This is a genomic window from Luteimonas sp. J29 (genome assembly GCF_000472505.1).
Lineage (GTDB): Bacteria > Pseudomonadota > Gammaproteobacteria > Xanthomonadales > Xanthomonadaceae > Luteimonas.
This window is the reverse complement of sequence record NZ_AWZR01000003.1, coordinates 40,380-60,142: the sequence shown is the minus strand read 5'-3', so window position 1 is coordinate 60,142 and position 19,763 is coordinate 40,380. Positions and strand designations below refer to the sequence as shown.

Genomic DNA, 19,763 nt, shown 5'->3' with positions numbered 1-19,763 from the left:
CGGCGGTCAGGCCGCGGTGATCGAGGTACGCACGCAGTCGCGGCCGTTGGCCTTGGCCGCGTACAGGGCCTTGTCGGCGGTGTCGAGCGCGTCGTCGATGTCGTCGGCCGCGTCCGGGGCGATGGTGTGCACGCCGATGCTGGCCGACACCCGCAGCTGCACGCCCTGCGATTCGCAGGCTTCGGCAACCAGCGAGCGGCGCACCTCCTCGGCCACCTCGACCGCCGCGCGCAGGTCGTGGTCGGGCAGCACCACCACGAACTCCTCGCCGCCGAAGCGCGCCAGCAGCGCGTCGTGCGGGCGCAGCGCGCGGCCGATCCTGTGCGCGGCCCAGCGCAGGCAGTCGTCGCCCACCAGGTGGCCGTGGCGGTCGTTGATCGACTTGAAGTGGTCCAGGTCCACCATCAGCAGCGACAGCGGCCGGCGCGCGTCGCGGCACTGCGCCAGCAGCCGCTCGAAGCCCTCGTGGAAATAGCTGCGGTTGTACAGCCCGGTGAGCGCGTCGCGGCGGCTGGAGTCGCGCAGCCGTTCGTGGGTCTCCTCCAGCTGCGACAGCGCCCGCTGCAGCTCGCGGGTGCGCTCGGCCACGTTGCGCTCGAGCTGGCGGTTGGCCTCGTCGGTGATGCGCTGGTTCTCGTTGCGCAGCTGCGCGTAGCGGTAGCCGAGCGCGATCGAGAGCAGCAGCATCTCCAGCGCCGAGCCGATCTGCACACCGTACTCGGTGGCGAAGTTCTTGGGCAGCACCCCGAACGCGAGCAGGGTGAAGATCGCGGTGCCGAGCAGGAACATCGACCAGGCCAGCAGCAGCAGGCGGGCCGGCGTGTAGCCGCGGCGCAGGACGTGCAGGGTGGCGAACACGATCCACAGCACGCCCACCAGGACGGCGCGCGAGGCCACCGGCGTCGACACCCGGTAGGGCAGCCAGATCGAGGCCACCCCGAACACGACGAAGAACCCGATCAGCAGCGCCGTGCCGACGTTGAGGCGCGGCGCGCGTTCCGGGAGCTCGAGGAAGATCCGCGCGAACTGCAGCATCGCCACCAGCGCCAGGCAGATCGAGATCGGCACCATGTGGTCGGCCAGCCACGGCGAGCGCGGCCACAGGTACTCGAAACCCAGGCCGTTGAGGGTGAACAGCACCAGCCCGAACGCGGTGATGTGGCACAGGTACCAGAAGTAGCTGCTGTCGCGCAGCGAGATCCACAGCACCAGGTTGTAGAAGAACAGCGCCAGCAGGATGCCGTAGTACAGCCCGATCGCCAGCTGCGCATCGCGCGAGACCTCGGTGAACGCGGCCTGGGTGTAGAGCTGCAGCGGCACCTGCATCGAGCTCTCGCTCTTGACCCGCAGCAGCAGCTGGACCGGGACGTCGACCGGAAGGTCGACCAGGAAGTTCGGGTGCCGGTAGCGCACGCTGCGGGCGCTGAATGGCACGTGGTCGCCGCCGACGTGCTCGACCACGCGTCCGTCCGGGTAGCGCAGGTACAGTTCGAGCCGGTCGCTGAGCGGGTACTCCTGGACCAGCAGCCAGCGGGGTTCGGACGGGTCGCGGTTGACGATGGTGGCGTGGAACCAGAACGCGCCGCGCTGGAACCCGAACGTGTCCTTGCCGCCGGGCAGCGGTTCGAATGCGCCGTCGGCCGCGCGGCGCCAGGCATCTTCGGGACGGTCGCTGGACTCCTGGTCGTGGCGGTAGCTCAGGTGCGGCGACAGCGCCACGTTGCGCGTCCCGGGCACCAGTTCCAGTGGCGCCCCGGCGACGGCGGGCAGGTTCAGCATCAGCGCCAGCAGGGCCAGAATGCACCTGTGCACGATCGTCATTGCGAGTCCCGGTCCATCGCTGGTTCCACCCTGCGCTCCCGCCCGCGCCCCATGCGGGCCATCATGGCTAACGCTTTCGGCGAGGGGAAGGGGACAGGGGCGGTCCGCGGTGGCGCGGAAACGTTTCCAGCCCGAGCTCGCGCGCGGTAACCGGTGGACGCCGGCCTAGAGCGGATGCGGATAGGGCAGCGGCGGGCCGCGTTCGAGCCGCGCTTCCCAGGCCTCGAGCCGCGCACGCATGTCCTCGCCGACGTGCAGTTGCGGCCAGGACGCGGTGTGCCCCTCGATCCGCTCGCGTCTTTCCACCTGGCGTCGGGCGTAGGCGAAGGCGTCGAGCAGGCCGCCGTCGCGGTTGAGCCCTTCCACCAGCAGGGCGCGGCCGAACCAGGTGGCGCTGGCGGTGTCGCCGCAGCCGAACGAGCTGCGGTCGTGGCGCGCGGCGGTGATGACGATGCTGTCCGGGTTGGCCAACGCGGGGATGAAGCCGCCGGAGAAGCACGCCGACACGATCAGCACGCGGTGGCGGATCCCGGCGTCGTCGAGCGCGGCGCGCAGCCCGGAAGGGGTGAGCGTCTCGTCGAAGGCGCCCGGCTGGTGCAGGACCAGGGTGTGGCGGCGCGTGCCGTGGGTGGTGATGAACAGCAGCAGGATGTCCTCGTCCGGATCCATGCGCGCGGCAATCCCGGCCAGGGCGTGGCGCAGGCTGTCGAGACTGGCCAGCGGCCGCGGGGTCGCGCCGAGGCTGTCGGGATGGTTGACCAGGGCGAGGGTGCGGCCGGCCGCGCCGTAGCGCGCGCTCGCCAGCTCCTCGAAATACGCGGCCTCGTTGCGGAACACGCTTTCGCGCCCGTCGCCGGCCACCGCCAGCGCGAACAGGTCGACCTGTCCGGGGCGCTGGGCCGGCATCGCCGCCAGGCGCTCGTCGATCAGTTCGCGGTCGCGGGACCTTTCCACGGCCTGGCCGGCAGGTTCCGGCTGCGCGGCGGGCGCGGCCTGCCCGGACATGCCGGCGAACAGGGCCGCAGGCAGCAGGAGGAGCAGGGCGAGGCAGGCCGGCAGGACCGCGTGCGCCCGTCGAGGCCCGCGCAGTGCGGTCGCGGCCGTCCGCGCCGCCATCAGTCCACCACGACTCCGTCGAACCCGGTCACGCGCGGATGGCCGCCGGTGGCGGCGCCGGTGCGCGGCTCGGGGTAGTCGCTGGCGCGGTCGACCAGGGTGGTGCGCAGGCCCGCCTCGCGCGCCGCGTCGAGTTCGGCGACCACGTCGGACAGGAACAGGATCCGATCCGGTTCGACGCCCAGCTCCCCTGCGATGCGGGTGTAGCTGGCGGCCTCGCGCTTGCCGCCGACCGTGGTGTCGAACCAGGCCGAGAACAGTCCGGTCAGGTCGCCGGCGTCGGTGTGCGCGAACAGCAGCTTCTGCGCCGGCACCGAGCCGGAGGAGTACACCGCGAGCATGTGGCCGTCGTCGTGCCAGCGCCGCAGCGCCTCGACCGCGTCGGGGTACACCGGCGCGGTGAAATCGGCGTTGCGGTAGCCGGCGGTCCACACCATGCCCTGCAGCGCCTTGAGCGCGGTGTGCTTGCGGTCCTCGTCGATCCAGCCCTGCAGGGTCTCGACGATCATCGCGTCCTGGCACAGGCCGCCGTTCTCCACCGCCACCTGGTCCAGCCAGCGCCTCACCTCCGGGTCGTGGCCGTGCTCGGCGACGAAGCGCGGCAGTTCGCGGCGCGCGTACGGGAACAGCACGTCCTTGACGAAGGAGATGGAGGACGTGGTGCCCTCGATGTCGGTGAGGATCACGGAACGCATGTCGGGCCCGGAGGCGGGGATGGCGATAGCGTAACCCGGCGCGCCGCGGCCGGGCGCACGGCCCCGGGGCGGCGCGGGAGGGCGTCCCGGCTCAGGCCGCGGTCGGCTTCTCGTAGCGCGGGAACTTGCGGGCGATGTCGGTGCCGGTGAAGTGGCCGATCCAGCCGTCGGGCTGCTGGAAGAAGCGGATCGCCACGAAGCTCGGTTCCGGGCCCATGTCGAACCAGTGGGTGGTGCCATCGGGGACCGCGATCAGGTCGTCCTTCACGCACTCGATCTCGTACACCTTGTCGCCCACGTGCAGGGTGAACAGACCCGAGCCGTCGACGAAGAAGCGCACCTCGTCCTCCTTGTGGTAGTGCTCGTCGAGGAACTTGGCCCGCAGCTCGTCCTTGTTCGGGTTGTCCGGGCTGATGCTGATCACGTCCACGGTGGTGAAGCCGCGCTCGGCCGAGATCCGGTCGATGTCGGCCTTGTAGGCGGCCAGCACCTCCTCGGGCGGGGCGCCGGCCGCGACCGGCTGGCTGGCCTGCCAGCGCTCGAAGCGGACGCCGATCTTCGCCAGCTCGCGCGCGATCTCGTCGCCGTCGTGGCTGGTGAACTCGGGCGTGTCGGGGTTGGTGTCGGGGAAGATGCGCAGTCGGCTCATCGCGGGCTCCCTCGCAGGGACGGTGGGGCAGGAGGACAGGCTAGCAGCTGGCGCCGCCGCCGGGACCGGCACCGGTGCAACACCGGCGTTCGCGGGCCGCAACGCGGGCGGTCAGCGGACCGGGGACAGCCGGCGCAGGTCCAGCTCGCAGCCCAGCAGGAACTCGAACGCCTCGAGGTGGCGGCGGGCCTCGGCCATGTCGCGGCCCCAGGCGTACAGGCCGTGGCCGTCGATCAGGTAGCCCCACATCGGGCCGCGGTCGAGCAGGGCATCGACCTGGGCCGCCAGGGTCGGCATGTGCTGGCTGTTGGGCAGGACCGGCAGGTCGAGCGCGGTCTCGTGGGTCTCGTTGCCGCGGAACGCCTTGAGCAGCTCGTAGCCGGCCAGGCGCACGTGGCCGACGCCGGCGAACAGGCGCGAGGCGACGGTCTGGTTGCGCGAATGGGTATGCAGGATGCAGCCCACGTCCGGGAACCGCCGGTACAGCTGGGTGTGGAGCAGGGTCTCGGCGGAGGGCCGGTGGTCGCTGCCGACGGCCTTGCCGTCCAGGTCCACGACCATGATGTCGGCGGGTACCAGCCGGCCCTTGTCGCGGCCGGACACGGTGATCGCCGCATGCCCGGCGTCCAGGCGCGAGGAGAAGTTGCTGCTGGTGGCCGGAGTCCAGCCCAGCGCCGCGAGCTCGCGCACGTTGGCGATGATCTCGTCGGCGAGCACGGCCAGGCGCTGGCGGTCGTAGGGAACGTCGCTCATGCGCCGATTCTAGGCGATCCGGCGCGCGTTCAGTGGCCGCTCGCGGCCCCCGCGACGGGCGCCCCGGGCGTGGAGGCCGTGGCCGGGCCCTCGTCCGGCTGGCGCGGCAGGATCCGGAACCCGACCGCGGCCGCCAGGAAGGCCAGCGCGAAGTTGACCAGGTTGAAGAACACGAACGGCAGGTAGTCCAGCGTCGCCACGCCCAGGGTGGCGGCCATGAACGCGGCACAGGTGTTCCACGGCACCAGCGGCGAGGTGATCGTGCCGCCGTCCTCGAGCGCGCGCGACAGGTTCAGGGGCGACAGCCCGCGGCGCGCGTACTCGGACTGGTAGAGCTTGCCCGGCAGCACCAGCGACATGTACTGGTCGGCCGTCACCACGTTGGTGCCGAAGGCCGTCACCAGGGTCGCGGCGATCAGCGAGCGGGCCGTGGTCGCCCAGCCGAGCACGCCGCGCACCATGCGCTCCAGCAGTCCGGTGCGCTCCATCACCGAGCCGAAGCACATGGCGCAGATCACCAGCCACACGGTGTTGAGCATGTTGGACATGCCGCCGCCGCTGAGCAGTTCGTCGACCGCGGCATTGCCCGTCTGCGCCTGGTAGCCGTTGAACAGCGCGGTCCAGGCACCGGCCACCAGCGCCAGCGGTCGCGACAGCGCCTCGTTCCCGGCCAGCGCCACGACCCGGTCCGGGTTGAAGAGGACCGCGAACACCAGCCCCACCAGCGCGCCGACGAGGATCGTCGGGTAGGCCGGGAAGCGGCGGAAGGCCAGCGTGAACACCAGCACCATCGGCAGCAGCAGGTACCAGGCCGGATTGAACTGCGCTTCCAGCGTGGCGGCCATGCCGGCCGAGGTCGCCTCGCCGGCCGGCGTCTGCCCCAGCAGGCCGACCGTCGTGAACATGCCCAGCGCGATCAGCAGCGAGGGCAGGGTGGTCCAGGCCATGTTGCGGATGTGGGAGAACAGCTCCGATCCGCTGACCGCGGGCGCGAGGATCGTGGTGTCCGACAGCGGCGAGAGCTTGTCGCCGAAGTACGCGCCCGAGATCACCGCGCCGGCGGTGATCGGCAGCGACATGTCCATGCCCTGGGCGATGCCGACCAGGGCCACGCCGACGGTCCCGGCCGTGGTCCAGGAGCTGCCGATGACCAGCGAGGTCACGGCGCAGACCAGGCACGCGGCCGGGTAGAAGTAGGCCGGGTGCAGGAGCTTCATGCCGTATACGATCAGGGTCGGCACGGTCCCGCTGAGCAGCCAGCTGCCGATCAGGGCGCCGACCGAGAGCAGGATCAGGATTGCGCCGACCGAGTGCGCGACGCCCTGGACCATCGCGTCCTCGATCTCCTTCCAGCGCATCCCGTTGCGCAAGCCGACCAGCGCGGCCACGCCGCTGGCCAGCAGCAGCGCGATCTGGCTGGCGCCGTACACCGCGTCGTCCGCGAACAGCACGATGCCCAGCACCAGCAGCGCGACCAGGAACAGCAGCGGGGTCAGCGCCTGCAGCAGACTGGGCGCGCGGGTGGCGGAAACGCTCATGAAGGCCCCTGGAATGCGGTGTGGCGCTCGCTGGCCGGGATCGGTGGTCCGGCGGCGGGTCAGCCGCCGGCACCGACAGGCGGGTTGAGTCGGCTGTGGCGGTAGCCGTAGCCGAAGTAGATCAAGAAGCCCACCGCGGTCCAGCAGGCCAGCAGCAGCCAGTTGTACCAGCCCATGAAGCCGACCAGGGACAGGCACGACAGCGCGCCGAGGATGCAGATCACCGGCGCGAACGGCACCCGGAAGGTGCGCTTGAGGTCGGGGCGCGTGCGGCGCAGCACCAGCACGCCGATGCATACCGTGGCGAAGGCCAGCAGGGTGCCCATCGACACCAGGTCGCCGAGCACGCCCAGCGGGAAGAACGCGGCCAGGATCGCGGCGATGATCGCGACCACCACGGTGGCCTTGTGCGGTGTGTGGTGGCGCGGGTGCACGGCGCCGAAGAAGCGCGGCAGCAGGCCGTCGCGCGACATCGCGTAGAAGATCCGCGGCTGGCCCATCAGCATCACCAGGATCACCGAGGTCAGGCCGGCCACGGCGCCGATCTCCACCGCGAGCTTGAGCCAGCCCAGCGCCGGGTAGCGTTCGAGCGCGGTCACCACGGGCTTGGCCGTGCCCAGCTCGGTGTAGGACAGCATGCCGGTGAGCACCGCGGCCACGACCACGTAGAGCAGCGTGCACACGACCAGCGAGCCGAGGATGCCGATCGGCATGTCGCGCTGCGGGTTCTTTGCTTCCTGGGCGGCGGTCGAGACCGCGTCGAAGCCGATGTAGGCGAAGAACACGATCGAGGCCGCGCGCAGCACGCCTGGCCAGCCGAAGCGGTCGCCGCCTTCGTTGGCGGGGATGAACGGCACCCAGTTCTCCGGGTTGACGTAGGCCGCGCCGAAGCCGATCAGGGCCAGGATCACGGTGACCTTGATCGCGACGATGATCGCGTTGGCGGTCGCCGACTGGCGGATGCCGATGTAGCACAGGTAGCCCACTCCGGTGACGATCAGCACCGCCGGCAGGTTGAAGAGCGAGCCGGTGGTGGCGAACTTGCCGTTGGCGTAGGTCACCGGCGCCGACGCGAGGAGCGCGGGGAACTTCCAGTCGCTGCCGAACATCTGCGCCACGGACTCCATCAGGCTGACGGTGTAGGCCGACCATCCCACCGCCACGGCCGACGCCGCGAACAGGTACTCGAGTACCAGGCTCCAACCGACGAACCAGGCCACAGATTCGCCCAGGGTGGCGTAGGTGTAGCTGTAGGCGCTGCCCGAGACCGGGATCATCGAGGAGAACTCGGCGTAGCACAGACCGGCGAAGGCGCAGGCCAGGCCGGCGAGCACGAAGCTGAGCATGATCGCCGGGCCGGCGTGGTTGGCGGCGGCCTGGCCGGTCATGACGAAGATGCCCGCGCCGATGATGGCACCGATGCCCAGCAGCACCAGGTGGCGGGCGGTCAGGGTCCGCTTGAGCGTCGCTTCGCCTTGCAGGGTTCCTTCGACCGGTTCGCCGGCATCGACATGCGGCGCCGGTTCGACCGGCTTGACCCTGAACAGACTCTTCGACATTGGCGGTTCCCCGATTCGAGTAAGGATGGATGTCGCCGCGAGGCGCAAGGGCGAAAGGTTACCTTCGCGACCATACCCGGCGCTTGTGCGTCGCACAACAGCGCCCGGGACGGGGGAGAATGGCAGACCGGAGCGGCGAAGTGGAGACGGGAATGCGCGGGGACGGAGTGTCGGGACTGGCGGCGGCGTTCGCGGCGTTCGGAAGCCGCCACCCTGGACAGGCGGGTGTGGCCGCTGAATTCGCAAGCCTGTTGGACGATCCGCTCGACCCGTTCGCCCGCGAACGCCTGGACGGCCATTTCACCGCGTCGGCCTGGCTCGTCGATCGCACCGGCACCCGCGCGCTCCTGGTCCACCACCGCAAGCTGGACCGGTGGCTGCAGCCCGGCGGCCATGCCGACGGCGACCGCGACCTGGCCCGGGTGGCGCTGCGCGAAGCGGAAGAGGAGACCGGCCTGCGCGGCCTGCGCGTGGAGCCGGAGATCTTCGACCTCGACCGGCACTGGATCCCGGAGCACCGCGGCGTGCCGGGCCACTGGCACTACGACGTGCGTTACGTCGTGCGCGCCGGGGCACACGAGGCCTTCGAGGTCAGCGACGAATCGCTGGCGCTGGCCTGGCGCACGGTCGAGGCCATCGCGGGCGACGCGGGCGCGGACGGCTCGCTGCGGCGCATGGCGCGGCGCTGGCTGGATGAACGGGCCGGCGTGGCCGAGCCCGGCTGATCCCGAGCGAACCGGCTCAGCGCCGGGCCGCGACCTCGTCGACGTGGCGGAGCAGGTCGGCCGGGTCGTCGTACACCCGGAACGCCCCGGAGCGCTCGAGCTCCTCGCGGCCGTAGCCGCCCGAGAGCAGTCCCACGCCGAGGGCGCGGGCGCGCTGCGCGGCGAGCATGTCCCAGATGCTGTCGCCGATCACCAGCGAGTGCGCGATGTCCACGCCCAGCCGCTCGGCGGCGGCGATGAACAGGTCGGGGTCGGGCTTGGCATAGCGCACCTGGTCGCGGGTGATCACCGGCACCCTGGCCGGATCGACCCCGAGCGCGGCGATGTTCGGCGCCGCGGTCTCCATCCGGCCGCTGGTGGCGATCGCCCAGGGGATCTCTTCGGCGCTGAGGTAGGCCAGCAGTTCGGGCGCGCCGGGCAGCGGCCGGATCGCGCCCGCCTCGGCCTGGCGGTTGTAGGCCTCGGCGTGCCAGGCGCGCAGGCGCTCGAGCCGGTCCTCGGTGATCGCCAGCCCGGTCTCGCGCAGCAGGATGTTGGTGAACAGCCCGCCGCTCATGCCGATCTTGCGGTGGATGCGCCACACCGACAGGTCCACGCCTTCGCGGTCGAGCGCCTCCTTCCAGGCCAGGACGTGCTGGTAGACGCTGTCGACGAGGGTGCCGTCGAGGTCGAACAGGAACGCGGTGGGGACTCGGGGCATGGCGGACTCCTCTGCGTTGGGCATCGTCGCGGGCCGGGGCGGCGCGGGCGGCGCGCCGCTGCCGGGCGGGCCGGTCCAGCATAGCCACCGCGGATGAAGGCGCGATGGCAGCGCCCGGCCGCCATGCCCCGGCGCCCCGGGCAGGGCGAGTCCGCCCGCCGCCCGCTCGGTCGGCGCCGGCGACCGCGGATGCTCAGTACAGGACGCGCGTGCGCAGCGTGCCTTCGATGCCGTTGAGCGCGGCGCGCAGGCGCGAGGTGATCTCGGGCGTGGACGCGATGTCCATCACCACGTAGCCGACCTTGGCGTCGGTGCGCAGGAACTGGCCGTCGATGTTCACGCCCTCGCGCGAGAACAGCTCGTTGATGCGCGACAGCACCCCCGGCACGTTGCGGTGGATGTGCAGGATGCGGTGGCTGCCGGCGTGCTCGGGCAGGGTGACCTCGGGGAAGTTCACCGCCGACAGGGTGGAGCCGTTGTCGCTGTAGCGCACCAGCTTGGCCGCGACCTCGGCGCCGATGTTGTCCTGGGCCTCGAGCGTGCTGCCGCCCACGTGCGGGGTCAGGATCACGTTGTCGAAGCGGGTGAGCGGCGACTCGAAGGGCTCGCCGTTGCCCTTGGGCTCGACCGGAAACACGTCCACCGCCGCGCCGCCGATGTGGCCCGATTCGAGCGCCGCGGCCAGCGCGTCGATATCGACCACCGTGCCGCGCGAAGCATTGATCAGGTGTGCACCGGACTTCATCCGCGCGATCTGCGCGGCGCCGAACATCATCCGGGTGGCCGGGGTCTCGGGCACGTGCAGGGTCACCACGTCCGAGCGCTCGAGCAGGTCGTCGAGGCTGGCCGCGGCGCGCGCGTTGCCCAGCGACAGCTTGGCCTCGATGTCGTGGAACAGCACGTGCATGCCCAGCGCCTCGGCCAGCACGCCGACCTGGGTGCCGATGTGGCCGTAGCCGATGATGCCCAGGGTCTTGCCGCGCACTTCGTGGCTGCCGGCGGCCGACTTGCTCCAGCCGCCGCGGTGGCACTCGGCGTTCTTCTGCGGGATGCCGCGCATCAGCATGATCGCCTCGGCCACCACCAGCTCGGCCACGCTGCGGGTGTTGGAGTAGGGCGCATTGAACACCGGGATGCCGGCCAGCTGCGCCGCTTCCAGGTCGACCTGGTTGGTGCCGATGCAGAAGCAGCCGATGGTGATCAGCTTGCGCGCGTGGGCGATCACTTCGGCGGTGACCTGGGTCCGCGAACGGATGCCGATGATGTGCGCGCCGGACACCTTCGCGATCAGCTCGTCGCCGGTGAGCGACTTGGGCAGCAGCTCCACCTGCTCGTAGCCGGCGTCGTGGAAGACGTCCACCGCCCTCTGGCTGATGCCCTCGAACAGCACCACGCGGATGTCCTGCTTGGGGAACGAGGTCTTCAGGGGCGTCATGCGCGTAGGCTTCCCGATGGCGTGTTGGCGAAGACGCGCATTATCCCAGAAGCCGCCGCGTTTTCCGCGCTGCACAAGCGCCGGTTTGCGTCGCTGCGCGGAACACCGGGCACGACGGACGGAACACTCGCGTCGCGGCTTTCCGTTGCGCTGGAAACGAACGCCTGCGGGCGGCGGCCGGGACGCCCTCGCAACTGGACGCCCGCGGCCGCGACTGGCACGCTTGCGCTCCCGCCGCACCCTCCCCGGACGATGACCGATCCCCGCCTGGCCGGGCTCGTGCAGACGCTGCCCGACCTGCGCCTGCTCACCGATCCCGCCGACCTCGAGCACTACGGGCGCGACTGGACCCGGCGCTGGACGCCCGCGCCGCTGGCGATCGCGCTTCCCGCCACGGTGGACGAGGTGCAGGCGATCGTGCGCTGGGCGCGCGGGACCGGCGTGGGGATCGTGCCCTCGGGCGGGCGCACCGGGCTGTCCGGCGGCGCGGTCGCCGCCAACGGCGAGCTGGTGGTCAGCCTGGAGCGGATGAACCGCGTCCTCGGCTTCGACCCGGTGGACCGCACGCTCACGGTCCAGGCCGGCATGCCGCTGGAAGCGGTGCAGAACGCCGCCCGCGAGCACGGCCTGGCCTATCCGGTGGACTTCGCCTCGCGCGGCTCGTGCACCATCGGCGGCAACATCGCCACCAACGCCGGCGGCATCCGCGTGATCCGCTACGGCAATACCCGCGAGTGGGTGGCCGGGCTGAAGCTGGTGGACGGGCGCGGCGAACTGCTCGATCTCGGCCGCGGCCTGGTCAAGAACTCCAGCGGCTACGACCTGCGCCACCTGGCGGTGGCCTCGGAGGGCACGCTCGGCATCATCGTCGAGGCCACCCTGCGCCTGGCCGATCCGCCGCCGCCGACCAGCGTGATGCTGCTGGCACTGCCGGATTTCGAGGCGCTCATGCAGGTGTTCTCCACCCTGCGCGCGCGCCTGCGGCTGGAGGCCTTCGAGTTCCTCACCGACCGCGCCCTGGACCATGTCGTGGCGCACGGCGCCCAGCCGCCGTTCGCCGAAACGTACCCGTTCTACGTGGTGACCGAGTTCGCCACCGGCGAGGCGGAGGAGGCCGCGGCGCTGGAGGCCTTCGAGTACTGCGTCGGCGAGGGCTGGGTGGTCGATGGCGTGATCAGCCAGAGCGAGGCCCAGGCCGCGCAGCTGTGGCGGCTGCGCGAGGGCATCACCGAAAGCGTGGCGCGCTACGTGCCGTACAAGAACGACGTCTCGGTGCGGATCTCGACGATGCCGGCCTTCCTCGCCGAGACCCAGGCCCTGCTGGCGCGCGAGTACCCGCACTTCGAGGTGGTCTGGTTCGGCCACATCGGCGACGGCAACCTGCACATCAACGTGCTCAAGCCCGACGGCATGGCCCAGGACGCGTTCGTGGCCGACTGCGAACGGGTGACCAAGCTGCTGGCCGAGTCGCTGCAGCGCCACGGCGGCAGCATCTCGGCCGAGCACGGCATCGGCCTGGTCAAGAAGCCCTACCTGTCCTCGACCCGGAGCGCGGCCGAGATCGATTTGATGCGCGGCATCCGCCGCGTGCTCGATCCGGACGGGCTGATGAACCCGGGCAAGCTGTTCGATCCCTGAGGCCCGCCGGGCGAGCGCTGTTCAGCCGCCGCCGCAGGGGCCGCGATATGCTTTCGCCAGGTTTCCCCTCTGGACATCCGCGATGAAGCGACTGCTGTTGGCCGCCGCCCTGCTGGCCTGCACCGCACCGGCCTTTGCCGGGAGTTTCGCCGGCACCACCGGTGGCGCCACGTCCGCCGGGACGTCCGCCTCGTCGGGCAGCAGCTCCGGCGACGACAAGCTGGTGCTGGCCGCGCGCGACGACGCCGCGCTGTTCGTGGCCAGCGACGGCGCGATCCGCGGCGCGCGCCTGGAGGCCGCCCTGCGCCAGCTGCGCGAGCGCGACGCGGCGGCGCGCGAGGCGAGCGACCTCGACCTGGCCCGGGCGATCCTGGCTCGCCGCTGATCCCCGTGCGCGGACGGTTCCGCGCGTCCTGCCTCGCCGGGCTCCTGGCCTGCACCGCGGCGGCCGCGGCGCAGCCGCGGATGGCGGTCGACGGCGAGGGGCTGTCCCCGGCGGAGCAGGCCGCCACCCGTGAACTCGTCGCGGCGGCGATGGCCCGCCTGCCGCCGCGCATTGCCGACGGCCTCGGGCGGGAGGTGGCGCTGCGCTGGCGCGACGACCTGCCCGAGCAGGTGCACGGGCGCGCCCGCAACGGACGCATCGGCCTCGACCGCCGTCTGCTGGCCGGCTGGATGGCGCGCGACCCGGCCGACGACCGCGATCCGGGCACACGGATCGCGCTGGCGACGCTGCTGCACGAGCTGGCCCACGTCTTCGACCGTTCGCCCGCGGGCGGCCTGTCGCGCGATCCGCGCCTGCTCGACCTCGCCGGTTGGCCAGTGCGGCCGCTGCGGCTGGGCCTGCGCACCGGGCGCAACGATTTCCGCGACCGCAGCCCGGATCCCTACGAACTGGCGTCCCCGGCCGAGTTCCTCGCGGTCAACCTCGAACACTTCCTGCTCGACCCCGAATACGCCTGTCGCCGGCCCGACCTGCACCGGTACTTCGTCGCGCGCCTCGGCACGCCGCCGTCGGCGCGCGGCGCCGACTGCGATGGCGCGCTGCCGCTGGTGGCCGCCGGCAACGAAGGAGCGGGGCTGCAGCTGCTGGCGGTGGATCCGGCGCGCGTCGCCGGCGTGGACTACCTGCTGGCCGAAGCCGATGCCTCGCCGATGAGCCGCTGGGGCCACGGCATGCTGCGGCTGGTGGTGTGCGCGCCGGGCCGCGCGCCGGGGCCGGACTGCCGGCTCGACCTCGAACACCACCTGGTGCTCTCGTTCCGCGCCTTCGTCGACGAGGTCCAGGTGTCGAACTGGCGCGGGCTGACCGGAGGCTATCCCTCGCGCCTGTTCGTGCTGCCGCTGGCGCAGGTCGTGGACGAGTACACGCGGGTCGAACTGCGCGGCCTGCGCTCGGTGCCGCTGCGGCTGGCACCGGAGGAGGTCGCGCGCCTGCTCGAGCGCGCCGCGCGCGTGCACTGGAGCTACGACGGCCGCTACCGGTTCGTCGGCAACAACTGCGCGGTCGAAGCCTGGAAGCTGCTCAACGACGCGCTGCCCGGGCGCGACGGCCCGCGCCTGCGCAGCATCACGCCGAGCGGACTGCTGCGGCGCCTGGAGCGCGCCGGGATCGCCGACGCGTCGGTGCTCGACGACGAGGCCGAGGCGCTGCGCCTGGGCCATCGCTTCGATTCGCTGGCGCGCCACTTCGGCGAGATGTACGCGGTCGCCTCCGCGGAACTGGCGCTTCCGGCGCGCAACGCCGATGCCTGGCTGCGGCTCGATCCGGCGGTACGCGGCGAATGGCTCGTGCGCGGCGGCCTGCGCGCCACAGCGGCCCTGCTGGTGCTGGAGGAGGCGGCGCTGCGCCAGGAGCAGGCGCGGGCGCGCGAGACCCTGCGCCGCCGCTACCGCCGCGATGGCGAGGGGGACGGCACGGTCGAAGCGCTGTTGCAGGCGCTGTGGTCGGACGGCGCCGGCGCGGGCCGGCCGGCCGTGCTGCTGCCCGGCCCCGGCTACGGGCTGCCGCAGGAGGCCGAACGCGAGCTGCTTGCCACGCGCGTCGCCGAGGTCGACGCGCGCCTGCGCGCGGCGCATGCAGGGCTGTACGAGACCGCGCTCGCTTGGCTGCCGGAGCGGCAGCGCAGGCGGCTGCGGGACGCCGAAGGCAACCTGGAACGGATCGGCGAACGCCTGCGCGCGCTCGCCGCGACGGCGCCGGACTGAGCCGGGGCCGGGCCTTCAGTCGGCGCGGCCGCCGAACTCGCCGGTGGTGGTGTTCACCAGCACGCGCTCGCCGTTGCCGATGTACTCGGGGACCATGATCTCGATCCCGGTGCTGAGCCTGGCCGGCTTCGGCCGCTTGGTGGCGGTGCCGCCCTTGAGCTCGGGCGGGGTGTCGACCACTTCGAGCACCACGTGCTGCGGCAGCTGCAGCGCCACCGGCTGCTCGTCGATCAGCTGCACGTAGCAGCCGGACAGGCCGTCGGTGATATAGCCGGCCGCATCGCCCACCGCATCCGCGTCGAGCGTGTAGGGCGTGTAGTCCTCGTCGTCGAGGAACACGAAGGCGTCGCCGTCGCGGTAGGAATAGGTGGCCTGGCGGCGCAGCAGCTCGACCTCGGTCAGCGGGTCCTCGGCGTCGAAGCTGGCGTCGAGCTTGTTGCCGCCGGGCACGCTGTACATGATGAATCGGTAGCGCACGTTGCCGCCGCGGCCCTGCGGCGAGCTGCGCTCGATGTCGCGGACCTGGTAGATGCCGCCGTTGTACTCGACGACGTTGCCCTTCTTGATCTCGGAAGCTTTCATGAAGTGGTGGTCGGGTGGGGTTCGGGTGGGCGACGCCGCCGGTCGCGGGCCTACTTCGGCGCCAGGCGCACGGCGCCGTCGAGGCGGATGGTCTCGCCGTTGAGGTAGCGGTTGCGCAGGATGGTGGCGACCAGGTCCGCGAACTCGGACGCCTGGCCGAGCCGCGACGGGAACGGGATCGAGGCCGCGAGCGACTGCTGCACCTGCTCGGGCATGCCGTCGACCATCGGCGTCCAGAAGATGCCCGGGGCGATGGTGTTGACCCGGATGCCGAAGCGCGCGAGCTCGCGGGCCATCGGCAGGGTCAGGCCGACCACGCCGGCCTTGGAGGCGGAGTACGCGGCCTGGCCGATCTGGCCTTCGTAGGCCGCGACGCTCGCGGTGTTGACGATCACGCCGCGCTCGCCGTCCTCGCCAGCCTCGTTGTGCTGCATGCGCGCGGCGGCGGCCTTGGCGACGTTGAAGCTGCCGACCAGGTTCACCGAGACCGTGTTGGCGAACAGCGACAGCGGCATCGCGCCCTCGCGCCCGAGCACGCGCCCGGCGCCGAGCACGCCGGCGCAGCTGACCGCGACGTTGAGCCCGCCGAGGAACCCGGCCGCCTCGTCCACCGCGGACGCGACCGCGTCCTCGCTCGAGACATCGACCCTGACATAGCGCGCGTTGGCCTCGCCCAGGGCCGCGACCGCGGCCGCGCCGCGCTCGTCGTTGAGGTCGAACAGGGCCACGCGGCCGCCGTCGGCGACCAGGCGCCGGGCCACGGCCAGGCCGAGGCCGGAAACGCCGCCGGTGACGATGGCGCGTACGGAACTGGCTTGCATCGGGGTATCGCCGAAAGGAAACAGGCGCCCATTCTAGCGTGCCGGCGGCGGCCGGCCGGCACCCGCGGGCGCGTCAGGCGGCGGCGATGCGGCGCGCGAACTCGTCGGGCGGCAGGCCCGGTGCGAACAGGAAGCCCTGGCCGAGCTGGATGCCGAGTTCGAGCATGAAGCGCCGCTGGGCGTCCGACTCGATGCCCTCGGCCACCAGGCCCAGGCCCAGGCTGCGGGCGATGCCCGCCACGGCCTGGCAGACCGCGACGTCGGACTGGTTGCCGGGCACGCCGGCGACGAACAGCTGGCTGAGCTTGAGGCCGTGGATCGGCAGCCGGCGCAGGTAGTTGAGCGCGCTGTAGCCCTCGCCGAAGTCGTCGATGGTCAGCATCACCCCCATTTCGCGCAGCGCCTCGAAGGTGCGCAGGGTGTCGGGCGCGTCCTCGATCAGCACCCGCTCGGTGAACTCGAGCTCCAGCACCGAGCCGGGCAGGCCGTGCTCGTCCAGCGCCTCGCGCACCGCGCGCGCCAGGTCCTCCACCAGGAACTGGCGGTAGGAGACGTTGATCGCCACCCGCACCAGGCCCAGGCCCTCGTCGCGCCACTGCGCGACCTGGCGGCAGGCCTCGCGCAGCACCCAGCCGCCGATGCGCACGATGTCGCCGGTGCTCTCGGCGTGGCTGATGAAGTGGTCGGGGCGCATGCCGCCGAACTGCTGGTTGTGCCAGCGGATCAGCGCCTCGGCGGCGACCGTGCGGCCGTCGCGCAGGTCCACCTGCGGCTGGTAGAGCAGGCGGAACTCGGCGTTGTCGGTGGCGCGGCGCAGCTGGGTCTCCATCCGCAGCCGGGTTTCCTGCGACTGCGCCAGCTCCGGCGTGAACTCCTGGCGGCCGTTGCGGATCCGGCGCTTGATGTCGTACATCGCCGCGTCCGCGTTCTGGATCAGCAGCTGCGGCCGGTCGCCGTCGCGCGGCGCGCGGGCGATGCCGATGCTGGCGGTGATCGCGAACTCCTCGCTGCCGAAGCGGAACCCCTCGCCGAAGGCGTCGAGGATCGCGTCGGCGATGCGCTCGGGCCGGGCGGGGTCGTCGCGGGTGTTGCAGGCGACCAGGAACTCGTCGCCGCCGAAGCGCGCGATCAGGCCCTCGGTGCCGACCGCGCGCGCGATCCGGCGGGCGGCGGCGTCGAGCAGCTCGTCGCCGGCGGCGTGGCCGAGCACGTCGTTGACCATCTTGAACCGGTCGAGGTCGATGTAGAGCACCGCCAGGCCGCCGTGGGTGGGCTCGCGCAGGCGGGTCTCGATCTCGTACAGCATCGCGTCGCGGTTGAGCAGGCCGGTCAGCGGATCGGTGCGCGCGCGCACGCGCAGGGTCTCGCGCTCGAGCATGCGCTCGGTGATGTCCTGCAGGGTGCCGGTGATGCTGGTGCCCTCGCTGCGGTTGTCTTCGGCCTCGCCGATGATGCGCAGCCACAGCGGGCTGCCGTCGGCGCGCGACGCCTGCACCTCCAGGTCGACCGGATCGCCGCCCGCGGCCGCGGCCCGCAGCGCCTGTTCCAGGCGCGCGCGGTCCTCGTCGACCAGGGCGTCGAGCAGGTCGCCGATCGCGTGCACCGGGCGCCCGCCGAGGATCCGCAGCGCCTGCTCGGTCATGTACAGCGCGTCGCGGCCGACCTCCCATTCCCAGCCGCCGATGTGGGCGAGCGCCTGGGCGCGGTCGAACAGCGCGCTGTCGCGCTTGAGTTCGGTGACGTCGCTGAAGAACGACAGCGCCTGGATCGGACGCTTGGCGCCCGGCGCGAACAGCGGGACGCTGCTCACCGACAGCCAGCGCAGGCGCCGTTCCGGGCGGTGGTACAGGCCGACCACCTCGCTGCCGGTCGCGCGGCCGGTGCGCAGGGTGCGGGCGGGCGGCAGTTCGCGGAAGGTGAGCGGGCGGCCGTCCTTGTCGACCATGGTCCAGTCGTCCGGGTTCCACCACTTGCGCAGGTCCGGCTGGCCCTCGGCGCCGAGGATCCGCATCGCCGCGGCGTTGGCCTGGACCAGCCGCCCCCGGTTGTCGAGCACCAGCACGCCCTTGTCGATCACCTCCATCAGCTGGCCGTAGCGCAACTCGGCCATGCGCCGCGCGGTCAGGTCGCGCGCCACCGCGACGATGCAGCGGCGGCCCTCGTACATGAACCCGGCCGAGTGCACCTCGACCGGGAAGCGGCTGCCGTCGCCGCGCATGTTGGCGACCTCGATCACGTAGGTCTCGCCGCGGTCGAGCGCCTCGAGCACCGGCACCAGGTGGTCGCGCGGCAGGTCCGGGTTCAGCACCTCGATCGGCTGGCCGACGATCTCCTCGCGCGGGCGGCGGTAGGCCGCCATGCCGGCCTTGTTGAGGTCGAGCACGATGCCGTTCTCGTCGATGATGCTCACCGGATCCGGCACCGCGTCGAACAGGGCGCGATAGCTCAGCTGCGCATCGCGGGCCTCGCGCGTGGCCGCGGCGAGGGCGTCGCGCGCCTGCGCGAGCAGCCCGCGCGTGGCCGCCGGCAGCGCGGGGTCGCGGCAGGCGGCCTCCAGCCCGGCCACGAGCCGCGCCGCATCCTCCGGCGGGTCGGGGGTGTCGGGGACGTCCGGCGCCGTCATTCCTTCGCCGCCAGTGCGCGTCCGGCCTTGCTGCCGGTCTCGCGGCCGAGCAGGCCGGCCAGCCAGCGGCCGGTGTCGGCCAGCAGGTCGAGGTCCACGCCGGTGTGGATGCCCATGCCGTGCAGCATGTACACCAGGTCCTCGCTGGCGAGGTTGCCCGAGGCGCCGCGCGCGTAGGGGCAGCCGCCGGCGCCGGCCACGGCGCTGTCGACCACCGTCACGCCTTCCTCCAGGCAGGCCAGCACGTTCGCCAGCGCCTGGCCCCAGGTGTCGTGGAAATGCACCGCCAGCGCCGCCATCGGCACTTCGGCCGCGACCGCGCGCAGCATGTCCCGCGCGCGCACCGGCGTGCCGACGCCGATGGTGTCGCCGAGCGAGACCTCGTAGCAGCCCATCGCGTGCAGGGCGCGGGCCACGCGGACCACGTCGGCCAGCGGCACTTCGCCCTGGTAGGGGCAGCCGAGCACGGTCGAGACGTAGCCGCGCACGCGCACGCCGTCGGCGCGGGCGCGCTCGAGCACCGGCGCGAACCGCTCCAGCGACGCATCGATCCCGGCGTTGGTGTTCTTGAGGTTGAAGGCCTCGGAAGCGGCGGTGAACACCGCCACCTCGCGCGCACCGGCCGCGAGCGCGCGTTCGTAGCCCTGCAGGTTGGGCACGAGAACGGGGTAGGACACGCCGGGCCGCCGGGTGATGCCGGCGAACACCTCGGCGGCATCGGCCAGCTGCGGCACCCACTTCGGGCTGACGAAGCTGGTCGCCTCGATGGACTGCAGGCCGGTGGCGGAGAGGCGGTCGACCAGCTCGATCTTGGCCGCGGTCGGGACCATGGCCTTCTCGTTCTGGAGGCCGTCGCGGGGGCCGACCTCGACGATGCGCACGCGGGCGGGCAGGGCCATG

At 72.2% G+C, this 19,763-nt stretch carries 17 protein-coding genes; 4 read left to right on the top strand and 13 right to left on the bottom strand.

Annotated features, from left to right (window positions below; all coding sequences use genetic code 11):
* Positions 1 to 6 precede the first annotated feature (6 nt).
* From LUTJ29_RS16265 to LUTJ29_RS0105235, 7 genes are all read right to left on the bottom strand, one after another.
* Positions 7 to 1,821 (bottom strand): diguanylate cyclase, encoded by a 1,815-nt coding sequence (locus tag LUTJ29_RS16265; protein WP_043740567.1) that lies wholly within the window; start codon positions 1,819 to 1,821, stop codon positions 7 to 9.
* Between the two features lie 165 nt (positions 1,822 to 1,986).
* The gene (locus LUTJ29_RS16260; RefSeq protein ID WP_051322732.1) at positions 1,987 to 2,937 is read right to left on the bottom strand and encodes a C13 family peptidase; all 951 of its coding nucleotides are present in this window, start codon (positions 2,935 to 2,937) and stop codon (positions 1,987 to 1,989) included.
* The gene (gene mtnC, locus LUTJ29_RS0105255; RefSeq protein WP_027071622.1) at positions 2,937 to 3,632 is read right to left on the bottom strand and encodes an acireductone synthase; all 696 of its coding nucleotides are present in this window, start codon (positions 3,630 to 3,632) and stop codon (positions 2,937 to 2,939) included. Before mtnC ends, LUTJ29_RS16260 begins: the two co-directional genes overlap by 1 nt.
* Positions 3,633 to 3,723: 91 nt before the next feature.
* Positions 3,724 to 4,281: an acireductone dioxygenase gene (locus LUTJ29_RS0105250; RefSeq protein WP_027071621.1), complete on the bottom strand. Its 558-nt coding sequence runs from the start codon at positions 4,279 to 4,281 to the stop codon at positions 3,724 to 3,726.
* Between the two features lie 111 nt (positions 4,282 to 4,392).
* Positions 4,393 to 5,034: a methylthioribulose 1-phosphate dehydratase gene (locus LUTJ29_RS0105245; RefSeq protein WP_027071620.1), complete on the bottom strand. Its 642-nt coding sequence runs from the start codon at positions 5,032 to 5,034 to the stop codon at positions 4,393 to 4,395.
* A 29-nt stretch (positions 5,035 to 5,063) separates the two neighbouring features.
* Entirely contained in the window at positions 5,064 to 6,572 is a 1,509-nt protein-coding gene (gene nhaC, locus LUTJ29_RS16255) for a Na+/H+ antiporter NhaC (protein WP_043740563.1), read from the bottom strand.
* Positions 6,573 to 6,631: 59 nt separating this feature from the next.
* Positions 6,632 to 8,131, bottom strand: a complete 1,500-nt coding sequence (locus LUTJ29_RS0105235; protein WP_027071619.1) for an amino acid permease — start codon at positions 8,129 to 8,131, stop codon at positions 6,632 to 6,634.
* Between the two features lie 152 nt (positions 8,132 to 8,283).
* Here LUTJ29_RS0105235 and LUTJ29_RS0105230 point away from each other — a divergent pair, with 152 nt between their 5' ends.
* Positions 8,284 to 8,856, top strand: a complete 573-nt coding sequence (locus LUTJ29_RS0105230) for an NUDIX hydrolase (RefSeq protein WP_051322731.1) — start codon at positions 8,284 to 8,286, stop codon at positions 8,854 to 8,856.
* Between the two features lie 16 nt (positions 8,857 to 8,872).
* Here LUTJ29_RS0105230 and LUTJ29_RS0105225 read toward each other — a convergent pair whose 3' ends face one another.
* On the bottom strand, positions 8,873 to 9,556 hold the full coding sequence (locus LUTJ29_RS0105225) for an HAD family hydrolase (protein ID WP_027071617.1): 684 nt from the start codon (positions 9,554 to 9,556) through the stop codon (positions 8,873 to 8,875).
* Between the two features lie 193 nt (positions 9,557 to 9,749).
* Positions 9,750 to 10,991, bottom strand: coding sequence for a phosphoglycerate dehydrogenase (gene serA / locus LUTJ29_RS0105220; RefSeq protein ID WP_027071616.1), 1,242 nt, complete (start codon positions 10,989 to 10,991; stop codon positions 9,750 to 9,752).
* 252 nt (positions 10,992 to 11,243) lie between these two features.
* Between serA and LUTJ29_RS0105215 the strand changes: the two genes are divergently transcribed.
* From LUTJ29_RS0105215 to LUTJ29_RS0105205, 3 genes are all read left to right on the top strand, one after another.
* Positions 11,244 to 12,629: an FAD-binding oxidoreductase gene (locus LUTJ29_RS0105215; RefSeq protein WP_027071615.1), complete on the top strand. Its 1,386-nt coding sequence runs from the start codon at positions 11,244 to 11,246 to the stop codon at positions 12,627 to 12,629.
* An 82-nt stretch (positions 12,630 to 12,711) separates the two neighbouring features.
* A complete protein-coding gene (locus tag LUTJ29_RS0105210) occupies positions 12,712 to 13,014 on the top strand; it encodes a DUF2388 domain-containing protein (RefSeq protein ID WP_027071614.1) in 303 nt (100 codons plus the stop codon).
* Positions 13,015 to 13,019: 5 nt separating this feature from the next.
* Positions 13,020 to 14,837 (top strand): DUF4105 domain-containing protein, encoded by a 1,818-nt coding sequence (locus LUTJ29_RS0105205; protein ID WP_051322730.1) that lies wholly within the window; start codon positions 13,020 to 13,022, stop codon positions 14,835 to 14,837.
* Between the two features lie 15 nt (positions 14,838 to 14,852).
* Here LUTJ29_RS0105205 and yeiP read toward each other — a convergent pair whose 3' ends face one another.
* From yeiP to LUTJ29_RS0105185, 4 genes are all read right to left on the bottom strand, one after another.
* Entirely contained in the window at positions 14,853 to 15,419 is a 567-nt protein-coding gene (yeiP, locus tag LUTJ29_RS0105200; RefSeq protein WP_027071612.1) for an elongation factor P-like protein YeiP, read from the bottom strand.
* 50 nt (positions 15,420 to 15,469) lie between these two features.
* On the bottom strand, positions 15,470 to 16,240 hold the full coding sequence (locus LUTJ29_RS0105195; protein ID WP_027071611.1) for an SDR family NAD(P)-dependent oxidoreductase: 771 nt from the start codon (positions 16,238 to 16,240) through the stop codon (positions 15,470 to 15,472).
* Between the two features lie 73 nt (positions 16,241 to 16,313).
* On the bottom strand, positions 16,314 to 18,863 hold the full coding sequence (locus LUTJ29_RS16250) for an EAL domain-containing protein (RefSeq protein WP_043740561.1): 2,550 nt from the start codon (positions 18,861 to 18,863) through the stop codon (positions 16,314 to 16,316).
* A complete protein-coding gene (locus LUTJ29_RS0105185; protein ID WP_156911549.1) occupies positions 18,860 to 19,756 on the bottom strand; it encodes a hydroxymethylglutaryl-CoA lyase in 897 nt (298 codons plus the stop codon). Before LUTJ29_RS0105185 ends, LUTJ29_RS16250 begins: the two co-directional genes overlap by 4 nt.
* Between the last annotated feature and the right edge of the window lie 7 nt (positions 19,757 to 19,763).

What these genes read in the sequence shown, in the direction of transcription:
- serA (WP_027071616.1), bottom strand. Translation starts at nt 10,991, where the DNA reads ATGACGCCCCTGAAGACCTCGTTCCCCAAGCAGGACATCCGCGTGGTG.
- LUTJ29_RS0105225 (WP_027071617.1), bottom strand. Translation starts at nt 9,556, where the DNA reads ATGCCCCGAGTCCCCACCGCGTTCCTGTTCGACCTCGACGGCACCCTC.
- LUTJ29_RS0105250 (WP_027071621.1), bottom strand. Translation starts at nt 4,281, where the DNA reads ATGAGCCGACTGCGCATCTTCCCCGACACCAACCCCGACACGCCCGAG.
- LUTJ29_RS0105210 (WP_027071614.1), top strand. Translation starts at nt 12,712, where the DNA reads ATGAAGCGACTGCTGTTGGCCGCCGCCCTGCTGGCCTGCACCGCACCG.
- LUTJ29_RS16265 (WP_043740567.1), bottom strand. Translation starts at nt 1,821, where the DNA reads ATGACGATCGTGCACAGGTGCATTCTGGCCCTGCTGGCGCTGATGCTG.
- yeiP (WP_027071612.1), bottom strand. Translation starts at nt 15,419, where the DNA reads ATGAAAGCTTCCGAGATCAAGAAGGGCAACGTCGTCGAGTACAACGGC.
- LUTJ29_RS0105195 (WP_027071611.1), bottom strand. Translation starts at nt 16,240, where the DNA reads ATGCAAGCCAGTTCCGTACGCGCCATCGTCACCGGCGGCGTTTCCGGC.
- nhaC (WP_043740563.1), bottom strand. Translation starts at nt 6,572, where the DNA reads ATGAGCGTTTCCGCCACCCGCGCGCCCAGTCTGCTGCAGGCGCTGACC.
- LUTJ29_RS0105230 (WP_051322731.1), top strand. Translation starts at nt 8,284, where the DNA reads ATGCGCGGGGACGGAGTGTCGGGACTGGCGGCGGCGTTCGCGGCGTTC.
- LUTJ29_RS16250 (WP_043740561.1), bottom strand. Translation starts at nt 18,863, where the DNA reads ATGACGGCGCCGGACGTCCCCGACACCCCCGACCCGCCGGAGGATGCG.
- LUTJ29_RS0105235 (WP_027071619.1), bottom strand. Translation starts at nt 8,131, where the DNA reads ATGTCGAAGAGTCTGTTCAGGGTCAAGCCGGTCGAACCGGCGCCGCAT.
- mtnC (WP_027071622.1), bottom strand. Translation starts at nt 3,632, where the DNA reads ATGCGTTCCGTGATCCTCACCGACATCGAGGGCACCACGTCCTCCATC.
- LUTJ29_RS0105215 (WP_027071615.1), top strand. Translation starts at nt 11,244, where the DNA reads ATGACCGATCCCCGCCTGGCCGGGCTCGTGCAGACGCTGCCCGACCTG.
- LUTJ29_RS16260 (WP_051322732.1), bottom strand. Translation starts at nt 2,937, where the DNA reads ATGGCGGCGCGGACGGCCGCGACCGCACTGCGCGGGCCTCGACGGGCG.
- LUTJ29_RS0105245 (WP_027071620.1), bottom strand. Translation starts at nt 5,034, where the DNA reads ATGAGCGACGTTCCCTACGACCGCCAGCGCCTGGCCGTGCTCGCCGAC.